Here is a 17,051-nt window from a genome sequence, read left to right on the forward strand (position 1 = left end):
AATTCACTCGGTTGCTGGGGCCTCTGCTTCGGGCTCTGCGTCGTCGTTTGCAGGGGCCTCGGTTTCAGTCTCCGCAGGAACTTCGGGCGCATCGGTCGAGGTGTCAGCCGGCACCTCCTCTGCGCCTTCGGTAACGAGTGCACCGTTGTCCCACTGCCCTTCGGTCTGCTGGCCGGTGGTGTAGCGCATGACGCCAAAGCCCTGACGTTTGCCCTCGACAAAGGTGCCTTGGTAGACGTCCCCGTTTGCATAGGTCGCCCTGCCTTCGCCGCTGATTTCGCCATTCTTCCACTCACCCTCGTAGCGGAAGCCATCGGGCATGGTGATCGTGCCGGTGCCCTCGCGCTTGCCCGCGACAAAGTCCCCTTCGTAGACAGTGCCGTCTGCGTAGGTTGCAGTGCCTTTGCCCTGACGCTCGCCGTTCGACCATTCCCCTTCGTAGCGATAGCCGTCGGGCATGGTCAGGACGCCTTGGCCATCGTTGCGGGCGTTTTTGAAACCGCCCTCGTAGACTAGGCCGTTGGTATAAGTGATCTTGCCCTGACCTTCGATCACCCCGGAGTCCCAGTCGCCTGTGTAGCTGTTGCCGTCGGGATAGCGGATGGTCCCGCGCCCGTCGGGCAAGCCTTTGGCGACCTCGCCCACGTAGACCGAACCGTCGGGGTAGGTCATCTTGCCCCGCCCTTGAATTTCGCCGCTGACCCAGTCGCCGTTGTAGACGTAGCCGTCCGCGCCGGTGAACGTGCCTTGGCCGTGGCGCTGGTCATTTTCGAACGCGCCTTCGTAGGTGTCGCCGTTGGCATAGGTGACTTTGCCCTGACCCTGACGCTTGCCGTCGACCAGTTCGCCTTCGTACACGTCGCCGTTGGCCAAAGTCAGTTTGCCCACGCCGTTGATTTGACCCTCTGACCAGTTGCCCTGATAGGTCAGTCCGTCGGACATGGTCAAAGTGCCCTCGCCTGCGCGGGTGCCGTCCTTGATTTCGCCCTCGTAGACCGCGCCGTCGGGGTAGGTGATCGTGCCGCGCCCCTCTTTGACGCCGTTGGCCCAGTCACCCTCGTAGACATAGCCGCCGGGGCTCTCCATCCGGCCCTTGCCGTGGTGCATAGCCTTTAGGAAGCCGCCTTCGTAGTGGACGCCAGTTGCGTAATCGGCCACGCCTTGGCCGGTGATCTCACCTTGGACCCACTCGCCCTCGTAGGTGCCGCCATCGGCAAAGGTGATTTTGCCGACGCCATCGGGTTTACCCTTGGCGAACTGGCCCACATAGACTGATCCGTTGGGGAAACGCGCCTCACCTTCGCCGCGGATTTCACCCGCGACCCAATCGCCCGTGTAAGTAAATCCGTTCGGCAAACGATAGGTGCCGGTGCCATCCTGAAGACCGTCTTTGAACGTGCCCTCGTAGATGCCGCCGTCGTCATATTGCTTGGTAATTACCTCGCCCGTGTCTTGTGCCAGAACCGATCCGCCTAACATCACGGCAAGTGCTGTCGTCGCCGCAAAGCTTTTGAAATCGCGCATCTTTCACTCCTCTTACGGGGAAGATCCCAGTAAACAACCTACATCGGACCCTAATTCACCCCCCGACTTCGGGCAACGGATTTCGCGCGATCTCTTTCCCTCGGGCCGCATTCTGGTAAAGCGGTGGGGACGCGACCCCTGCATATGACCGCAAGAGGCTATCGACATGACCCAGAGTTTCCGCCTGACCATGACCCAGTTGAACCCAGTGATGGGGGACCTTTCGGGCAATGCCAATCGCGTGCGTCAGGTCTGGGCCGAGGCAAAAGAGGCCAGTTCTGATTATGTGGTCTGCCCCGAGATGTTCCTTCTTGGCTACAATCCGCAGGATCTAGTGATGAAGCCTGCCCTGCAGAACGCTTGCATGGAGCATCTGGAGGCACTGGCGGCCGATTGCGCCGACGGCCCTGCCATCGGGATTGGTGCGCCTGTGATGGTCGGGCCGAACTTGCACAACGGTTACTTTGTTCTGAGCGGGGGCAAGATCAGCGCCCAACTTCTGAAGCATCACCTGCCGAACTACAACGTGTTTGACGAACAACGGACTTTCAAATCTGGCGAAATGAACGGCCCCTATGTGCTGAACGGCGTCCGCATCGGCACCCCAATCTGCGAGGATGCTTGGCACGAAGACGTCGCCGAAACACTGGCCGAAACGGGCGCAGAGTTTCTGGTAGTCCCCAACGGCTCGCCCTATCGCCGGGAAAAGTACGACACCCGCCTGACCCACATGGTGTCGCGTGTGATCGAGAATGACATGCCGCTGGTCTATGTGAATATGGTCGGCGGTCAAGACGATCAGGCGTTTGACGGTGGCTCATTCGTGTTGAATCGTGGTGGTAAATTGGCCGCTCTGTTGCCAGTGTTCGAAGAGGCTGTCGCCCACATCACCTTGAACCGCACCGATGACGGCTGGGACGCAGAGCAAACCAAACTGGCCGCTCACCCCGATGCATGGGAGCAAGACTACCACGCGATGGTCGTCACCTTGCGCGATTACCTCGGCAAGTCCGGTTTTAAGAAGGTGCTCTTGGGTCTGTCCGGTGGCATCGACTCGGCCTTGGTCGCGATGGTCGCTGTGGATGCGATCGGCGCTGACAATGTGCGCTGCATTATGCTGCCCTCCGAATACACCTCTGAGCACTCGCTTGAAGACGCCAAAGAGATCGCGGAAAACCTTGGCGTGAAATATCACACCGTCCCGATCACGCCCGCCCGCGACGCCTTTACCGAAACGCTGGCCCCGATGTTCGAGGGCTTGGCCGAAGACGTGACCGAGGAAAACATCCAGTCCCGCATCCGCGGCACCATCCTGATGGCGCTGTCGAACAAGTTCGGGGAAATGCTCCTGACCACTGGCAACAAATCGGAAATGGCCACGGGCTACTGCACGATCTACGGCGACATGAACGGTGGCTACAACCCGATCAAAGATATGTACAAAAGCCGCGTATTCGAGACCTGTCGCTGGCGCAACGCCCACCACCGCCCGTGGATGAAGGGCCCCGAAGGTGAGGTTTGCCCGCCCCGTATCATCACCAAACCGCCAAGCGCCGAGCTGCGCCCCGACCAAAAGGACGAGGACAGCCTGCCGCCCTACGACGTGCTGGACGCGATCCTGACCGGTCTCGTTGACCACGAGGAATCGGTCGATGACCTAGTCTCGCGCGGCTATGACCGCGACGACGTCAAGCGGGTGGAACATCTACTCTACATTAATGAATGGAAGCGGTATCAGGCGGCCCCTGGCACGCGTCTCACGACCAAGGCGTTCTGGATGGACCGGCGCTACCCGATCGTGAACCGCTTCCGGACCGGAAAGTGACGCCACTGATCATATACGAGCGCCCGCTTTGGGCGCGCGTAACGTGGGCCTTGGCATTCTGGGCCCTCTTGGTTGGGCCGGCCTCTTTTTTACTTTGCGTTTCCCTCGGGGTGCAGCGCGGATTTTCGAATCTGATCCTTGTGTTTTTGCCGCTCTGCGCGTTGATCACTTTGATCGGTGCAGGGCGTTTGTGGCAAAGGGATAGGATGATCCGCAGCGCGCCAGAGGTCATGCGCGCAGATGCGCTTGGTATTCATCTGCCGGATGGCCATTCGTTGCGTTGGCAAGACTTCTCGCGCGTGCGCCGTGTGGCACAAGGCAACATGGGGACCATCTACCAAATCCTGCAGCACCCTACGGACGAAATTTTCGCGGAGGTAGAGGGCAGTCGGGTTTTTGGCGATTTCGACGATCTGGCCGATGCCATACGCCATTTCCGTGACGTTGCGCGGTCTCCGTAGCATCACAGCCCGTGGTAGAACGTGGCGTGCATTTTCATGTCGCATTTGGGATGCCGTGTCGGAATTCTATCAGACGACTCAGGGCAATGGCCCTAACGGAACGCTTCCGAATTCTCGTTCTACGGACATCTTCAATGATTACTGTGCACCAGATACCCGACGCCTTCTCGGCGGCCGAATGTGACCGCATCACTCAGATCGTAAATGATGCGATCCCGAGTGATGCCAAACTGGTTCGTGACCAGAAAGATCATAATTATCGCCGCGCTGAACTGGTTTGGCTGGACGAAGTCTCGGATACAGAATGGGTGATGGACCGAATCCTGGAACTGGTGCGCTTGGCCAACCGCGACGTATTTGATTTCGAGATCAGCGAATTTGCAGAAAGCGCCCAAGTCGCCACCTATCGCGCTAGCGCTGGTGGGCATTTCGATTGGCACTCTGACATTGGCGAGGGCCGCATCGCCAGCCGTCGCAAACTGACCATGGTGGTCCAACTCTCCGAAACCGATGCCTACCAAGGCGGCAAGCTCGAGCTCATGACTGGACGCGATTGTCTTGCTGCGAGTACTGCGCGCGGTACGGCGACCCTGTTCCCCAGCTTCATGATGCACCGCGTAACCCCTGTAACCGACGGCACCCGCCAGAGCCTGACGATCTGGAGCCATGGAACCCCGTTCCGCTGACGTAAAGCAAAAGGGGCCACGGCGCCCCTTCATCTTGGTGAAAATACCCTCGCCGAAGGCAGCGCGGCGTCAGCCGCGCCCCGTTATCCGGCGAATTCGGTTTTCGCGTAGCCCTGAATGTAGAGCAGCGCACTCAGATCGCCGTTGTTGATGCGGATATCACATTGCGCCGCGACTGAGGGCTTGGCGTGCAGCGCCACGCCTGCGCCAGCCCGACCCAGCATTCCCAGATCATTCGCACCATCCCCCACGGCCACAACATCCGCCTCGGTGATCCCCAAACGCTTTGTAATCTCTTCCAAAGCCTGAACTTTTGCTTCACGGCCCAGAATCGGACGACCAACGTCACCGGTCAGCTCCCCACCTTCGGCAATCAGCGTGTTCGCTCGGTTCTCGTCAAAGCCTAGTTCCGCTGCCACCTTCGCAGTGAACGCTGTGAAACCGCCAGATACCAAAGCGCAGTAAGCACCGTTGGCTTTCATCGTTGCCAGCAATTCGCGGCCACCCGGCATAAAGGTAATGCGCTCGGCCAGAACCTTGTCGATAACGCTTTCGGGCAGACCTTTCAGCAGGCCGACGCGCTCGGTCAGGGCACCTTCGAAGTCCAGCTCGCCGTTCATCGCGCGGGCGGTGATGTCTTTGACGCGCTCGCCGACGCCTGCTTCGTCCGCCAATTCGTCGATGCACTCTTGCTGGATCATGGTGCTGTCCATATCCGCTAGCAGCATCTTCTTTTTGCGACCTTCCGCAGGCTGGATCACCAGGTCAACGCCTTGCTTTTGCAGGTCTTCCCACACATCCCACTGATTGTCTGGCAACACGTCCAGACCGAACTCTGCAGCCACGTCGGGGCACAGCCACTGAACGGCCCCACCGCCCCACGCATTGCGCAGGGAATCAACAAGCATCGCGTCCAGCGCAGGATTGGCAGGATTGGTCAGTAGGGTTGCCATATACATGGGGGAAGTTTCCTATAGGGAACAAAGTCGTCGTTTTTCGTCACTCAAGCGGCGCTATAGCGACAAATTGGCTATTGTGAAAGAGCGCGAAGCCCCGTATCTGCGTCAGCGGGACACCTCTCCCCAACGAGAGGCGATTATCTGGAAGGGTACCAGAAATGGCTATCGCACAACCGGCTACGCGGCCGGCAAATCCGCGTTTTTCTTCGGGCCCCTGCGCCAAAATCCCCACATTCAAGCTGGAACTGCTGTCGGATGCTGCTTTGGGCCGTTCGCACCGTGCCGCTGTGGGCAAGGACAAGCTGAAGGCTGCCATCGAAGAAACCCGTGATATTCTTGGCATCCCCGCTGACTACAAAATCGGCATCGTTCCCGCATCCGACACTGGTGCGGTTGAAATGGCCATGTGGTCGCTGCTGGGTGCCCGCAAGGCGACCATGGTTGCTTGGGAAAGCTTTGGCGCTGGCTGGGTCAGTGATGTGGTCAAGCAGCTGAAAATCGACGCAGAGGTCAAAGAGGCCGGCTACGGCGAGATCGTTGACATGGCGTCCATCGACTACAACACCGACGTCGTCTTTACTTGGAACGGCACCACCTCGGGCGTGCGCGTAGCCAATGGCGATGCGATCCCCGCCGACCGCGAAGGTCTGACCATCTGCGACGCCACCTCGGCCGCATTTGCGCAGGACCTGCCTTGGGACAAACTGGATGTGACCACCTTCTCTTGGCAGAAGGTTATGGGCGGCGAAGCGGCTCACGGTATGCTGATCCTGAGCCCCCGCGCGGTTGAGCGTCTGGAAAGCTACACCCCCGCATGGCCGATGCCCAAGATCTTCCGCATGACCAAAGGCGGCAAGCTGATCGACGGTATCTTCCGCGGCGAGACCATCAACACCCCCTCGATGCTGGCTGTTGAAGATTATCTGGTTGCTCTGGACTGGGCCCGCGAAATCGGTGGCCTGCCTGCTCTGATGGCGCGCGCGGATGCAAACGCCAAAGTCATCTGGGACTTCTGCGAGCAGAAAGACTGGGTCGCGAATCTGGCCGTGAACGACGAAAACCGTTCGAACACCTCGGTCTGCCTGAAGTTCACCGACGACCGCATTCAGGACGGCGCGGCATTCGCCAAGGCTGTTGCCAAGCGTCTGGAAAAAGAAGGCGTTGCGCTGGACATCGGTGCATACCGTGACGCGCCCGCAGGTCTGCGCATCTGGTGCGGTGCCACCGTGGAAACCGCTGATGTCGAGGCTCTGATGCCTTGGCTCGAGTGGGCCTTCGAAGCTGAAATCGAAGCGCAAGCCTAAGCTTTCCCTCTTGGGGGCGCCTCGTCGCCCCCGAACATCCTCATAGAATTCTCAGATCAAAGGACCATCAAAATGGCTCCCAAAGTTCTCGTATCCGACAAGCTGTCCGAAACCGCCGTTCAGATCTTCCGCGATCGTGGCATCGACGTCGACTTCATGCCCGAACTGGGCAAAGACAAAGAAAAGCTGGCCGAAGTTATCGGCAAGTATGACGGCTTGGCCATCCGCTCGGCGACCAAAGTCACGCCTTCGCTGCTCGAGCATGCCACCAACCTGAAGGTCGTTGGCCGCGCTGGCATCGGCACCGACAACGTCGACAAAGAAGCGTCGTCGAAAAAAGGTGTGATCGTCATGAACACGCCCTTCGGCAACATGATCACCACTGCCGAGCACGCCATCGCTATGATGTTCGCTGTTGCGCGCCAGATCCCCGAAGCGTCGGCCTCGACCCACGCGGGCAAGTGGGAAAAGTCCAAGTTCATGGGCGTTGAGCTGACCGGCAAGACCCTTGGCGTCATCGGCGCAGGCAACATCGGTGGCATCGTGTGCGACCGTGCTCGCGGCCTGAAAATGAAGGTCGTCGCATTCGACCCCTACCTGTCGGAAGACAAAGCCGAGAAGATGCAGGTCGAGAAAGTTGAGCTGGACGAGCTGCTGTCGCGCGCCGACTTCATCACTCTGCACGTTCCTCTGACCGACGGCACCCGCAATATCCTGTCCAAAGAGAACCTTGCGAAGACCAAGAAGGGCGTTCGCATCATCAACTGTGCCCGCGGTGGTCTGGTTGACGAAGAGGCTCTGGCAGAACTGTTGAAGTCCGGCCATGTGGCTGGCGCAGCATTCGACGTGTTCGCAGAAGAGCCCGCGAAAGAGAACGTTCTGTTCAACCTGCCCAACGTTGTCTGCACCCCCCACTTGGGCGCATCGACCACCGAGGCACAGGAAAACGTTGCCCTGCAGGTTGCCGAGCAGATGTCGAACTACCTGCTGACCGGCGCTGTTGAAAACGCGCTGAACATGCCCTCGATCACTGCCGAAGAAGCCAAGGTCATGGGACCGTGGATTGAACTGGCGGGTCACGAAGGTGCGTTCATCGGTCAGATGACCGACGACGCGATCAAGGCGATCAACGTTCTGTACGACGGTGTGTCGGCTGACATGAACACTGACGCGCTGACCTCGGCTGTTGTGGCTGGCATCATGCAGGCGACCAACCCTGACGTGAACATGGTTTCCGCACCCGTCATCGCCAAAGAGCGCGGCGTGCAGATTTCGACCACCACGCAGGACAAATCTGGCGCGTTCGAAGGCTATATCAAAGTGACCGTCGTCACCGAAAACTTCGAGCGTTCGATCGCTGGCACCGTATTCAGCGATGGCAAGCCGCGCTTCATCCAGATCAAAGGCATCAACATCGACGCCGAGATCGGTGAGCACATGCTCTACACGACCAACGACGACGTGCCGGGCATCATCGGTACTCTGGGTGGCGTTCTGGGTGAGAACGGCGTCAACATCGCGAACTTTACCCTTGGCCGTAAGGCATCGGGCGACGAAGCAATCGCTCTGCTCTATGTCGATGCACCGATCAACGAGACTGTTGTCAGCGCGCTGAAAGGCACCGGTAAATTCAAGCAGGTCAAGCCGCTTCAATTCGACGTCAAGTAATCACCTTTTAGGTGTGCTAAAGATCGGCCTGTCGCAGAAATGCGGCAGGCTTTTTCATTTCGGAGGTTTCATGCGCTGCTACGCGATTGGCGATATCCACGGTCATTTGGACAAACTGCAAGGCGTGCACCGCTTGATTGAATTGGATCGTACGCGCTGCGGTGACGTGGATGCCCCCGTGATCCATCTGGGGGATTACGCCGACCGTGGACCGAATGTGCGCGGGGTGCTGGACTATCTGATGGCGGGCGAGGCCGAAGGGAAGCCTTGGATCAATCTCTTGGGCAATCACGACCGCATGATGTGGCATTTTCTGCAACCAGTCGAACAACCCGACCCTCTACGTCACGACCTGCATTGGCTGATGTTGGACATCAATATCGGCGGGCGCAAAACGCTGGCGTCCTATGGTGTCGATGTGTCCGACGACCGCCCGATCCACGAAATCCACGCCGAAGGTCGCGCAAAAGTGCCTATCGAGCATTTGGACTTCATCGCGGGCTTGCGGGAATACTATCCCACGAATGATGTCTTTTACTGTCATGCTGGGGTGCGCCCCGGCGTGCCGCTGGATCAGCAGGTACAGGACGATCTGGTCTGGATTCGTGGCCCGTTTCACGAACATAAAGACAGCTTTGGTCCCCTAATCCTGCATGGTCATACCCATCTGGACCGGATCACGCATTTCGGGAACCGCGTGGATATCGACACAGGCGCTGCATACGGCGGTCCGATCTCTGCAGTGGTCGTCGAGGGACGTGACATCTGGCAGCTGACCGAAGAGGGACGCGTGCCCGTTCGGCCGCACGTGACTGTCGAATAAAAGAAAGGGGGAGAGGCTTCGCAACTCTCCCCCTTTGATTCCAAAGGTCTTTAACTACATGGCATCGTTGGGGCGATGCAGCCCGCAATCGCGGGAATTGCCACCGTGCCGCGTAAATTGCGGGTCAGGCTGTCGGCAGAGCGGTCTGAATATCAGTCACTCATGATGACAACTTCAAACTACGCCAAAGGTTCCGACCTAAAAATATCGCATGCTGCACGCGCGAAATTGCGGATTTCGAGGGGATTCACGTCCAGTCCAAAACAATTTTACCGGACTTGCCTGATCGCATGGTCTCAAAGGCCTGAATGTAGTCGTCTTTCGCAAACCGGTGGGTGATGACGCGGCTCACGTCGAGGCCGTTTTGCAGCATCGCAATCATCTTGTACCACGTCTCAAAAATCTCTCGGCCGTAGACGCCTTTGAGGGTGATTGCTTTAAAAACGATTCGAGACCAATCCACCGGGCTCTTGCCCGGCGGGATGCCGAGTAGGGCAATCCGCCCGCCCATCACCAGCGCCTCAACCATCTGGTCCAGTGCTTGCTGATTGCCGGACATCTCTAGTCCCACGTCAAAGCCTTGCTTCATCTTGAGGCGAGCGATCACATCCCGCAGGTCTTCTTGGGCGACATTCACGGGGGTGACGTCCGCAACCTGCCCGGCCAAGGCCAAGCGGTCAGCGTTCACGTCCGTAATTACTACATGGCGTGCACCAGCATGGCGGGCAACCGCGGCGGCCATGATCCCGATAGGCCCCGCGCCGGTGATCAGCACGTCCTCCCCCAGAAGATCGAAACTCAGCGCCGTGTGCACCGCGTTCCCCAGTGGATCTAGGATCGCGCCAATGTCGTCGCTGATCTCGTCGGGCAGGGGCACCACGTTAAACGCAGGCAGCCGCAGGTACTCGGCAAACGCGCCTTGTTCATTCACCCCGATCCCCCGCGTTTCAGGGTCGAGGTGGAAACGGCCCGCGCGGCTTTGGCGACTGGTTTTGCCGATCAGGTGCCCTTCGCCGCTACAACGTTGGCCGATCGAGAGCCCTTCGACGTTGCGGCCCATATCCACGATTTCGCCCGCAAATTCGTGGCCGGTGATCAGCGGGACAGGAACGGTTTTCTGCGCCCACTCGTCCCAGTTCCAGATATGGATGTCGGTCCCGCAGATGCCGGCTTTCTTGACGCGGATCAGCACGTCATCGGGGCCAATCTCAGGGACAGGGCGTTGCTCCTGCCAGAGGCCGACGGCAGGCTGCGCCTTGACCAGCGCGCTCATGGTGTTGGGGCGGGTCATGCGATCACTCCGATCTTGCGGCCAGCACTGGCAAAGGCGTTCAGGCCGAAATCCAGATCCTCGCGGGTCAGGGCTGCGTTCATTTGGGTGCGGATGCGGGCTTGGCCCTTTGGTACCACGGGGAAGAAGAAGCCCGAGACATAGACCCCCTCTTCGAACAGGGCGTTCGCCATAGCTTGGGCCTTTTGCGCCTCGCCGAGCATGACGGGGATGATGGGGTGTTCGCCCGGCAGCAGGTCAAAACCAAGGTCGGTCAAACCAGCACGCCAGTACTTCGCGTTCTCAAAAAGCTGCTCGCGCAGCGCGTCGCCCTGTTCTACCAAGTCCAGCGCCTTGATTCCTGCAGCCACGACCGAAGGCGGTAGCGCGTTCGAGAACAGATAAGGCCGTGCGCGCTGGCGCAGCAGGTCGATCACGGGTTGGGGGCCAGCAATGTAGCCGCCCAACGCGCCGCCCAAAGCCTTGCCTAAGGTGCCGGTCAGAATATCGACGTCGACCGCTTGGTGCGCTGCGGTGCCTTCCCCCTTTGGACCCATAAAGCCGGTCGAGTGGCAGTCATCCACCATCACCACTGCGCCGTATTGGGCAGCCAGATGCGTGATCTCGGGCAGCTTGGCCAGATAGCCGTCCATGCTAAAGACGCCATCGGTGGCGATCATGATGTGACGCGCGCTGGCCTCTTTAGCCTCGATTAGTTTGGCCTCTAAATCCGCCATGTCCGAGTTGGCGTAGCGATAGCGCTGCGCCTTGCACAGCCGGATGCCGTCGATGATTGAGGCATGGTTCAGCGCGTCCGAGATGATCGCGTCCTCGGGCCCCAGTAGGGGTTCGAACAGCGCGCCGTTCGCGTCAAAACAGGCGGCGAACAGGATCGCGTCATCTTTGGCAAGGAAGTCTGCCAGCCGCTGTTCCAGCTCTCGGTGCAAATCCTGCGTGCCGCAGATGAACCGGACCGAGGCCATACCGTACCCGTGGTCATCCATCGCGCCTTTGGCGGCGGCGATCAGGTCGGGGTGATCCGCAAGCCCCAGATAGTTGTTCGCACACAGGTTCAGAACCTTGCGATCGCCCACAGATACCCATCCCGACTGGGGTGAGGTGATCATCCGCTCCCGTTTATACAGACCGTCTTTTTCGATCTCGTGCAGGGTTTCTGTGATCTGGTTCAGAAATGCGGTCGTCATGAATCACCTCCGTGTTTCCACAAAGGTAGCATGGCGGATGAATTTCCAAAATACCGGAAATCTGCTTTAAGGGAAAATTTCCGTGATTTCGGAAATTTGCGACTGTACGGTGGAATTAGGCATCCTGAACCACCAGAAACACCTGTGCAGGGCCAGCCTCGGCGCTGATCGTGTGGGGCTGGTCGACCGGATAGCGGGCTGTGTCTCCGGGTCCGAGCATCTCGACCTTGTCACCAGCCTTGATACGGACATTACCACTAATGACGGTCAAATGTTCCCGCGCTCCGCGTTTATGAGGGGCGCTGTCCAGAATACCGCTGTCCTGAAACCGGATGTCGTAGACTTCGTGACGACCGACTTCCTCGGGCGGGGATAGAATGCGGATCGAGCATCCCTGACCCGCATTAGCGATCAGCGGGACGTTCGCGTTACGCAGCACTTCGATGCCTGCGGGTTCATCCACGCCCTCCAAAAGCCCCGCGAAATCCACCTGAAGGGCGCGAGTCAGGTTCCACAGGGTCGCGATCGTGGGGCTAGACTCCCCGCGCTCGATCTGGCTGACCATGCTACGCGATACGCCTGAGAGTTTGGCGACTGCATCCAGCGACAGCCCCTTGTCCCGACGCGCAGCGCGCAGGCGAGTGGGCAGTAGCGAGAGGACTTCGGTTTCGGGGGTGGAGGCTTCATCCGTCATAGCGGAACTAAGCCCCTGCACGAGCCCCAAAGTCAAGCAATCCCGCCGCGAAATATGACCCCACGTTTTTATGACATGCTGCTCTTTGCAGGGTTAACCTACCTGCAATCACAGGGGGAGGGAGCACCCATGACAGGTATCGTAATTCTAGGCGGCGCACGGACAGCCATCGGCACATTTGGCGGTAGCTTGGCGGGGATCGAGCCAGCGGCTTTGGGGACGATCACGGCCAAAGCAGCTATGGAGCGGGCTGGCGTCGCGCCGGAGCAAATCGGTCACGTTGCCTATGGCCACATCATCAATACTCAGCCACGCGACATGTACCTGTCGCGCGTCGCTGCGATGGATGCGGGTATTCCCGACAGCGTCCCTGCTATGAACGTGAACCGGCTCTGCGGGTCGGGCGTGCAGGCCATTATCTCGGCCGCGCAATCGCTGATGCTGGGCGATGCGGACTACGCGCTGGCGGGTGGTGCCGAGAGTATGAGCCGTTCACCCTACATCGTGCCCGGCGCGCGCTGGGGCACCAAAATGGGCGATATGCAGGCGCAGGACATGATGCTGGGGGCGCTGAACTGTCCTTTTGGCACGGGTCACATGGGGATCACCGCCGAAAATGTGGCCAGCGAGCATAGCGTGAGCCGCGGAGATCAGGACGCCTTTGCGGTCGAAAGCCAACGCCGCACCGCCGCTGCAATCGAAGCTGGCTATTTCTCAGATCAAATCGTACCGGTCGAGGTAAAGCGCAAGCGCGAGTTGGTGCCCTTTGACACCGATGAGCATCCCAAGGCGACCACATTGGAAACTTTGGCCGGACTACGCCCTGCCTTCCGCAAGGACGGCTCTGTCACCGCAGGCAATGCGAGTGGTTTGAATGATGGCGCGGCGTCCTTGGTTCTGGCGCGGGAAGAGGCTGCAAATGCCGCGGGCCTGACGCCGCGGGCGCGCATCATTGGCTATGCCCACGCTGGTGTACGCCCCGAGGTGATGGGCATCGGCCCTGTCCCTGCCGTGCAGGCCTTGTTGGCGAAAACCGGACTGACTGTCGGCGATTTCGACGTCATCGAGTCGAACGAGGCCTTTGCCGCGCAAGCCATCGCTGTGAACCGCGAACTGGGACTTGATCCGGCCAAGGTGAACCCGAATGGCGGCGCGATAGCGCTGGGTCATCCGGTGGGCGCAACTGGCGCGATTATCACCGTCAAAGCGATGTATGAACTCGAGCGGATTGGCGGCAAGCGCGCCCTGATCACCATGTGTATCGGCGGCGGGCAGGGCATTGCGCTGGCGATTGAACGCTAAATCCACCGCAATTTAAGAGCCTATTCACCCTGTTCCGTCAGGTTGCCCCTATTCGGAACAGGGAATCGGCTCATGGATCTGGCCTCCAGACTGGCTCAGGAACGACGCGCGCGACTGGCGGCGGAACGCTTGCTCGAGATGAAGCAAGAAGAGTTGAGTGCGGCCAATCGCAAGTTGGGTCGTCATGCCGAGGCTCTGTCCGCCGACCTTGCCGAAACCCGCAATGAAGTCGAGACGATCCGCAAAGACCACAGCCGTGTTCTGGTCGACTTAGGTGTCGCGATGACCAAGGCCGAGGTCGCAGAAATGCGTCTGTGGCAAGCGATCGAAGCAGTGCAGGACGGCTTTGCGCTGTTTGATGAAAACGCGCGGCTGATCCTCGCCAATCGTGCCTATTTGCAGATTTTTGACGGGCTGGCCGAGATTCAAGAAGGGGTTAGCTACACCAGCATCATCCATGCGCTTGCGTTCGAAGGTACTGTGGATTTGCAGGGTGAGACGCCCATGGATTGGTGTCAGAGGATGATCCAAAGATGGCAATCCCATGAGACCGAGCCAGAGGTTCTCCGGCTCTGGAATGGCCAGTTCATCAAGCTGGTGGATCAACGGACGCCCCAAGGTGGTATGGTGACCCTTGGGGTCGACGTGACGGATCTGATGCGGCTTTGGGCTGCTGTGCATTCGGTTCCGGACGGCTTTATCCTGTACGATCAAGATGATCGCCTGATCACCTGCAATGACACGTTCAGGCAATACTATGCGGACACGGCGCCAGCGCTGGTGCCTGGTGCCTCGTTCGAAGAAATCCTGCGCTTCGGATTGGATCGCGGACAATACGCCGAGGCTCTGGGTCACGAGAAAGAGTGGCTCGAGGCGCGGCTGTCGCATCACCGGACGGGCGCCGAGCGCGAGCAGCAGATGAGCGACGGGCGTTGGCTGCGCATCCTAGAGCATCAAACGCCGGATGGCGGCCGTGTCGGTCTGCGTGTGGACATTACCCAAACCAAGAAAAACCAAGCCGAACTCAAGGATGCCAAAGTCCGAGCCGAGGCAGCCTCTCGGGCGAAATCCAGCTTCTTGGCGAATATGAGCCACGAAATCCGCACGCCGATGAACGGTGTCATGGGAATGGCGGACCTGCTTGGTGACACGCAGCTTGATGACGAACAGAGACTGTATGTGGATACGATCCGCAATTCCGCCGAGGCACTGCTTGTCATCATTAACGACGTTCTGGATTACTCTAAGATCGAAGCGGGCAAGATGGCTCTGCACGCTGTCCCCTTTGATCTGGAGCGCTGCATCCACGAGATCCTGATGCTCTTGCAACCCAAAGCGCGGGAAAAAGGGCTGGCGCTGCTCTTGGATTATGATCTGTTTATGCCGACCCAGTTCGTTGGCGATCCCGGCCGCATCCGGCAGATTCTAACGAACCTGATCGGAAATGCCGTGAAGTTTACGGAAACGGGTCACGTGCGGGTACGCGTCACTGGCCACAAAGACGACAAAAAATCCAACATCCACGTCCTGATTGAAGACACCGGCATCGGCATTCTGCCCGAAATGATCGAGCACATTTTTGGCGAATTCAATCAGGTCGAGGATGACAGGAACCGCAAATTCGAAGGCACAGGCCTTGGGTTGGCCATCACGCGCCGCTTGATCGACATGATGCAAGGCGAGCTTTGGTGCGAATCCGAACCTGACAAGGGAACGTGTTTTGGCTTCCGCCTGCCTCTGCCTGAAAATGGGGAACTGCCCGCCCCGCCTGCAATTGGTGAGCGCATTCGCAGAGCATTGGTCGCGGACGACGAACAAGGGCATCGGTGCATTCTGGAAAAGCAGCTTTCACTGATGGGAGTAGAGGTTACCGCCGTTGCGGACGGGCCCGCCGCACTCGCCACGCTTCAGGCGGATCAGGGGTTTGATATCCTGCTGACCGATCACCAAATGCCGGGGATGGACGGGCTGGAGCTCGCGCAGGCTCTAGAGGATGCGGGCATCCGGTTGCCCATGGTTCTCTTGTCATCAAACCCTGGCGCGGCGGCGAACGATCCCTCAAAGCACCTGTTCAAGCGCATCCTGCAGAAGCCGATTCCCCGTGAATTCCTGTATGCTACCTTGCAAGACATCGCCGAGACAGCCCCAGAGCCCGCCGTCGTGCCTGAGCCACCGACGCCGACCGAGCAGATGGTTCTGCGCGTCCTTGCTGCCGAGGATAACAAAACCAACCAACTCGTTTTTTCCAAGATGGTCAAAGCGGCGGGAATCGAGCTGACGTTCGCCAACAATGGTGCCGAGGCGGTCGATCTATTCCCGAAAATTCGGCCTGATCTGATCTTTATGGATATCTCGATGCCCGGCATGGACGGGATGGAGGCGACACGGACAATCCGCCACGAGGAAGAGGCGCAGGGTTGGCCGCGGACCCCTGTTATCGCGATGACTGCCCATGCGCTGCCCGAAGATCGGGAGAAGATGATCGCAGCAGGGGCCGATCACTATCTGACAAAACCCCTGCGCAAGGCAGAGGTTCTGGAGCAAATCGATCAGCGCAGAGAAACTCTTCAGGAGGCGGGGCGCACGAATACCGGCTTGTCGTCTTCGCTCAAGTCGGGCTGATAGACATATCCACCAATGTCAAAGTCGCGCAGCGCGGCTGGATCGGTCAGACGGTTTTCCATCATGTAGCGCGCCATCGAGCCACGCGCCTTTTTGGCATAGAAGCTGACGATCTTGGGCGTTCCGTTTTTTTCTTCCATGAAAACAGGCGTGATGATGCGCAGGTTCAAAGCCTTTTGGTCAACCGCGCCAAAGTATTCTTGGCTGGCACAGTTCACCAAAACATCTGTTTCGGCAGCTTCGGCCTGAGCATTCAACGCTTCAGACAGGCGTGGGCCCCAGTATTCATACAGGTTCTTGCCGCGCGGGTTTTTCAGGCGGCTGCCCATCTCTAGGCGGTAGGGTTCGATCGCGTCGCGCGGACGCAATACTCCGTAAAGGCCGGACAAAATCCGCAGATGGTCGTCGGCCCACCGCATGGCGTCAGGGTCTAGAGTCTTGGCTTCTAGACCCTGATAAGTGTCACCGGCAAAGGCATAGACGGCAGCCTTGCGCTCTTGTTCGCCGAAATTGGCAAAACGCTCTTCGTTCAATTTCCCGAGGTTGTCGCTGATGTGCATCAGCTTGGACAGATCGGCGGCGGTCAGATCGCGGGCCACGCCTGCTAGCTCTACGGCGCTGTCCCAGAAATCGGGCGTGGTTGTGGCGCCGTCGCGGGGCTCCATGTCCATCTTTTTGGCGGGGGATAGAACGGCCAGCATCTCTGTC

At 59.0% G+C, this 17,051-nt stretch carries 14 protein-coding genes; 8 read left to right on the forward strand and 6 right to left on the reverse strand.

The features are described from left to right. Positions 1 to 3 precede the first annotated feature (3 nt). Positions 4 to 1,524: an MORN repeat-containing protein gene (locus tag BM225_RS09055; RefSeq protein ID WP_083595766.1), complete on the reverse strand. Its 1,521-nt coding sequence runs from the start codon at positions 1,522 to 1,524 to the stop codon at positions 4 to 6. Positions 1,525 to 1,690: 166 nt separating this feature from the next. Here BM225_RS09055 and BM225_RS09060 point away from each other — a divergent pair, with 166 nt between their 5' ends. From BM225_RS09060 to BM225_RS09070, 3 genes are all read left to right on the forward strand, one after another. Continuing rightward, positions 1,691 to 3,349 carry an NAD+ synthase gene (locus tag BM225_RS09060; RefSeq protein ID WP_072709171.1) on the forward strand — a complete coding sequence of 553 codons (1,659 nt, stop codon included), beginning with the start codon at positions 1,691 to 1,693 and terminating at the stop codon, positions 3,347 to 3,349. A gap of 206 nt (positions 3,350 to 3,555) precedes the next feature. Next, entirely contained in the window at positions 3,556 to 3,810 is a 255-nt protein-coding gene (locus BM225_RS09065; RefSeq protein ID WP_072709173.1) for a hypothetical protein, read from the forward strand. A 134-nt stretch (positions 3,811 to 3,944) separates the two neighbouring features. Continuing rightward, positions 3,945 to 4,496 carry a 2OG-Fe(II) oxygenase gene (locus BM225_RS09070; RefSeq protein WP_072709175.1) on the forward strand — a complete coding sequence of 184 codons (552 nt, stop codon included), beginning with the start codon at positions 3,945 to 3,947 and terminating at the stop codon, positions 4,494 to 4,496. Positions 4,497 to 4,579: 83 nt separating this feature from the next. Here the strand turns inward: BM225_RS09070 and serB are convergent, their stop codons facing one another. Further along, a complete protein-coding gene (gene serB / locus BM225_RS09075; protein WP_072709177.1) occupies positions 4,580 to 5,455 on the reverse strand; it encodes a phosphoserine phosphatase SerB in 876 nt (291 codons plus the stop codon). Positions 5,456 to 5,613: 158 nt separating this feature from the next. Between serB and BM225_RS09080 the strand changes: the two genes are divergently transcribed. The 3 genes from BM225_RS09080 to BM225_RS09090 all read left to right on the forward strand — a co-directional run bounded on the left by BM225_RS09080 (position 5,614) and on the right by BM225_RS09090 (position 9,250). Further along, positions 5,614 to 6,759: a phosphoserine transaminase gene (locus tag BM225_RS09080; protein WP_072709179.1), complete on the forward strand. Its 1,146-nt coding sequence runs from the start codon at positions 5,614 to 5,616 to the stop codon at positions 6,757 to 6,759. 72 nt (positions 6,760 to 6,831) lie between these two features. Continuing rightward, the gene (gene serA, locus BM225_RS09085; RefSeq protein ID WP_072709181.1) at positions 6,832 to 8,427 is read left to right on the forward strand and encodes a phosphoglycerate dehydrogenase; all 1,596 of its coding nucleotides are present in this window, start codon (positions 6,832 to 6,834) and stop codon (positions 8,425 to 8,427) included. Positions 8,428 to 8,497: 70 nt separating this feature from the next. Continuing rightward, on the forward strand, positions 8,498 to 9,250 hold the full coding sequence (locus BM225_RS09090; protein WP_072709183.1) for a metallophosphoesterase: 753 nt from the start codon (positions 8,498 to 8,500) through the stop codon (positions 9,248 to 9,250). Between the two features lie 247 nt (positions 9,251 to 9,497). Here the strand turns inward: BM225_RS09090 and tdh are convergent, their stop codons facing one another. From tdh to BM225_RS09105, 3 genes are all read right to left on the reverse strand, one after another. Beyond that, entirely contained in the window at positions 9,498 to 10,541 is a 1,044-nt protein-coding gene (gene tdh, locus BM225_RS09095; protein WP_072709185.1) for an L-threonine 3-dehydrogenase, read from the reverse strand. Beyond that, positions 10,538 to 11,725: a glycine C-acetyltransferase gene (locus BM225_RS09100; RefSeq protein ID WP_072709187.1), complete on the reverse strand. Its 1,188-nt coding sequence runs from the start codon at positions 11,723 to 11,725 to the stop codon at positions 10,538 to 10,540. The genes tdh and BM225_RS09100 overlap by 4 nt, the downstream gene beginning before the upstream one ends. 115 nt (positions 11,726 to 11,840) lie before the next feature. Then, positions 11,841 to 12,419, reverse strand: coding sequence for a helix-turn-helix domain-containing protein (locus BM225_RS09105; RefSeq protein WP_072709189.1), 579 nt, complete (start codon positions 12,417 to 12,419; stop codon positions 11,841 to 11,843). A 129-nt stretch (positions 12,420 to 12,548) separates the two neighbouring features. Between BM225_RS09105 and BM225_RS09110 the strand changes: the two genes are divergently transcribed. Continuing rightward, positions 12,549 to 13,721 carry an acetyl-CoA C-acyltransferase family protein gene (locus BM225_RS09110; protein WP_072709191.1) on the forward strand — a complete coding sequence of 391 codons (1,173 nt, stop codon included), beginning with the start codon at positions 12,549 to 12,551 and terminating at the stop codon, positions 13,719 to 13,721. A 72-nt stretch (positions 13,722 to 13,793) separates the two neighbouring features. Beyond that, a complete protein-coding gene (locus BM225_RS09115; protein WP_072709193.1) occupies positions 13,794 to 16,343 on the forward strand; it encodes a response regulator in 2,550 nt (849 codons plus the stop codon). Here the strand turns inward: BM225_RS09115 and yaaA are convergent. Next, positions 16,289 to 17,044 (reverse strand): peroxide stress protein YaaA, encoded by a 756-nt coding sequence (gene yaaA, locus BM225_RS09120; RefSeq protein WP_072709195.1) that lies wholly within the window; start codon positions 17,042 to 17,044, stop codon positions 16,289 to 16,291. The genes BM225_RS09115 and yaaA overlap by 55 nt on opposite strands. Positions 17,045 to 17,051 lie beyond the last annotated feature (7 nt).

The sequence above is a fragment of the Donghicola eburneus genome (assembly GCF_900115865.1).
Taxonomy (GTDB): Bacteria; Pseudomonadota; Alphaproteobacteria; order Rhodobacterales; family Rhodobacteraceae; genus Donghicola; species Donghicola eburneus.

Coding starts and splice junctions, on each gene's coding strand:
- BM225_RS09055 (WP_083595766.1), bottom strand. CDS start 1,524: ATGCGCGATTTCAAAAGCTTTGCGGCGACGACAGCACTTGCCGTGATG.
- BM225_RS09060 (WP_072709171.1), top strand. CDS start 1,691: ATGACCCAGAGTTTCCGCCTGACCATGACCCAGTTGAACCCAGTGATG.
- BM225_RS09065 (WP_072709173.1), top strand. CDS start 3,556: ATGATCCGCAGCGCGCCAGAGGTCATGCGCGCAGATGCGCTTGGTATT.
- BM225_RS09070 (WP_072709175.1), top strand. CDS start 3,945: ATGATTACTGTGCACCAGATACCCGACGCCTTCTCGGCGGCCGAATGT.
- serB (WP_072709177.1), bottom strand. CDS start 5,455: ATGTATATGGCAACCCTACTGACCAATCCTGCCAATCCTGCGCTGGAC.
- BM225_RS09080 (WP_072709179.1), top strand. CDS start 5,614: ATGGCTATCGCACAACCGGCTACGCGGCCGGCAAATCCGCGTTTTTCT.
- serA (WP_072709181.1), top strand. CDS start 6,832: ATGGCTCCCAAAGTTCTCGTATCCGACAAGCTGTCCGAAACCGCCGTT.
- BM225_RS09090 (WP_072709183.1), top strand. CDS start 8,498: ATGCGCTGCTACGCGATTGGCGATATCCACGGTCATTTGGACAAACTG.
- tdh (WP_072709185.1), bottom strand. CDS start 10,541: ATGACCCGCCCCAACACCATGAGCGCGCTGGTCAAGGCGCAGCCTGCC.
- BM225_RS09100 (WP_072709187.1), bottom strand. CDS start 11,725: ATGACGACCGCATTTCTGAACCAGATCACAGAAACCCTGCACGAGATC.
- BM225_RS09105 (WP_072709189.1), bottom strand. CDS start 12,419: ATGACGGATGAAGCCTCCACCCCCGAAACCGAAGTCCTCTCGCTACTG.
- BM225_RS09110 (WP_072709191.1), top strand. CDS start 12,549: ATGACAGGTATCGTAATTCTAGGCGGCGCACGGACAGCCATCGGCACA.
- BM225_RS09115 (WP_072709193.1), top strand. CDS start 13,794: ATGGATCTGGCCTCCAGACTGGCTCAGGAACGACGCGCGCGACTGGCG.
- yaaA (WP_072709195.1), bottom strand. CDS start 17,044: ATGCTGGCCGTTCTATCCCCCGCCAAAAAGATGGACATGGAGCCCCGC.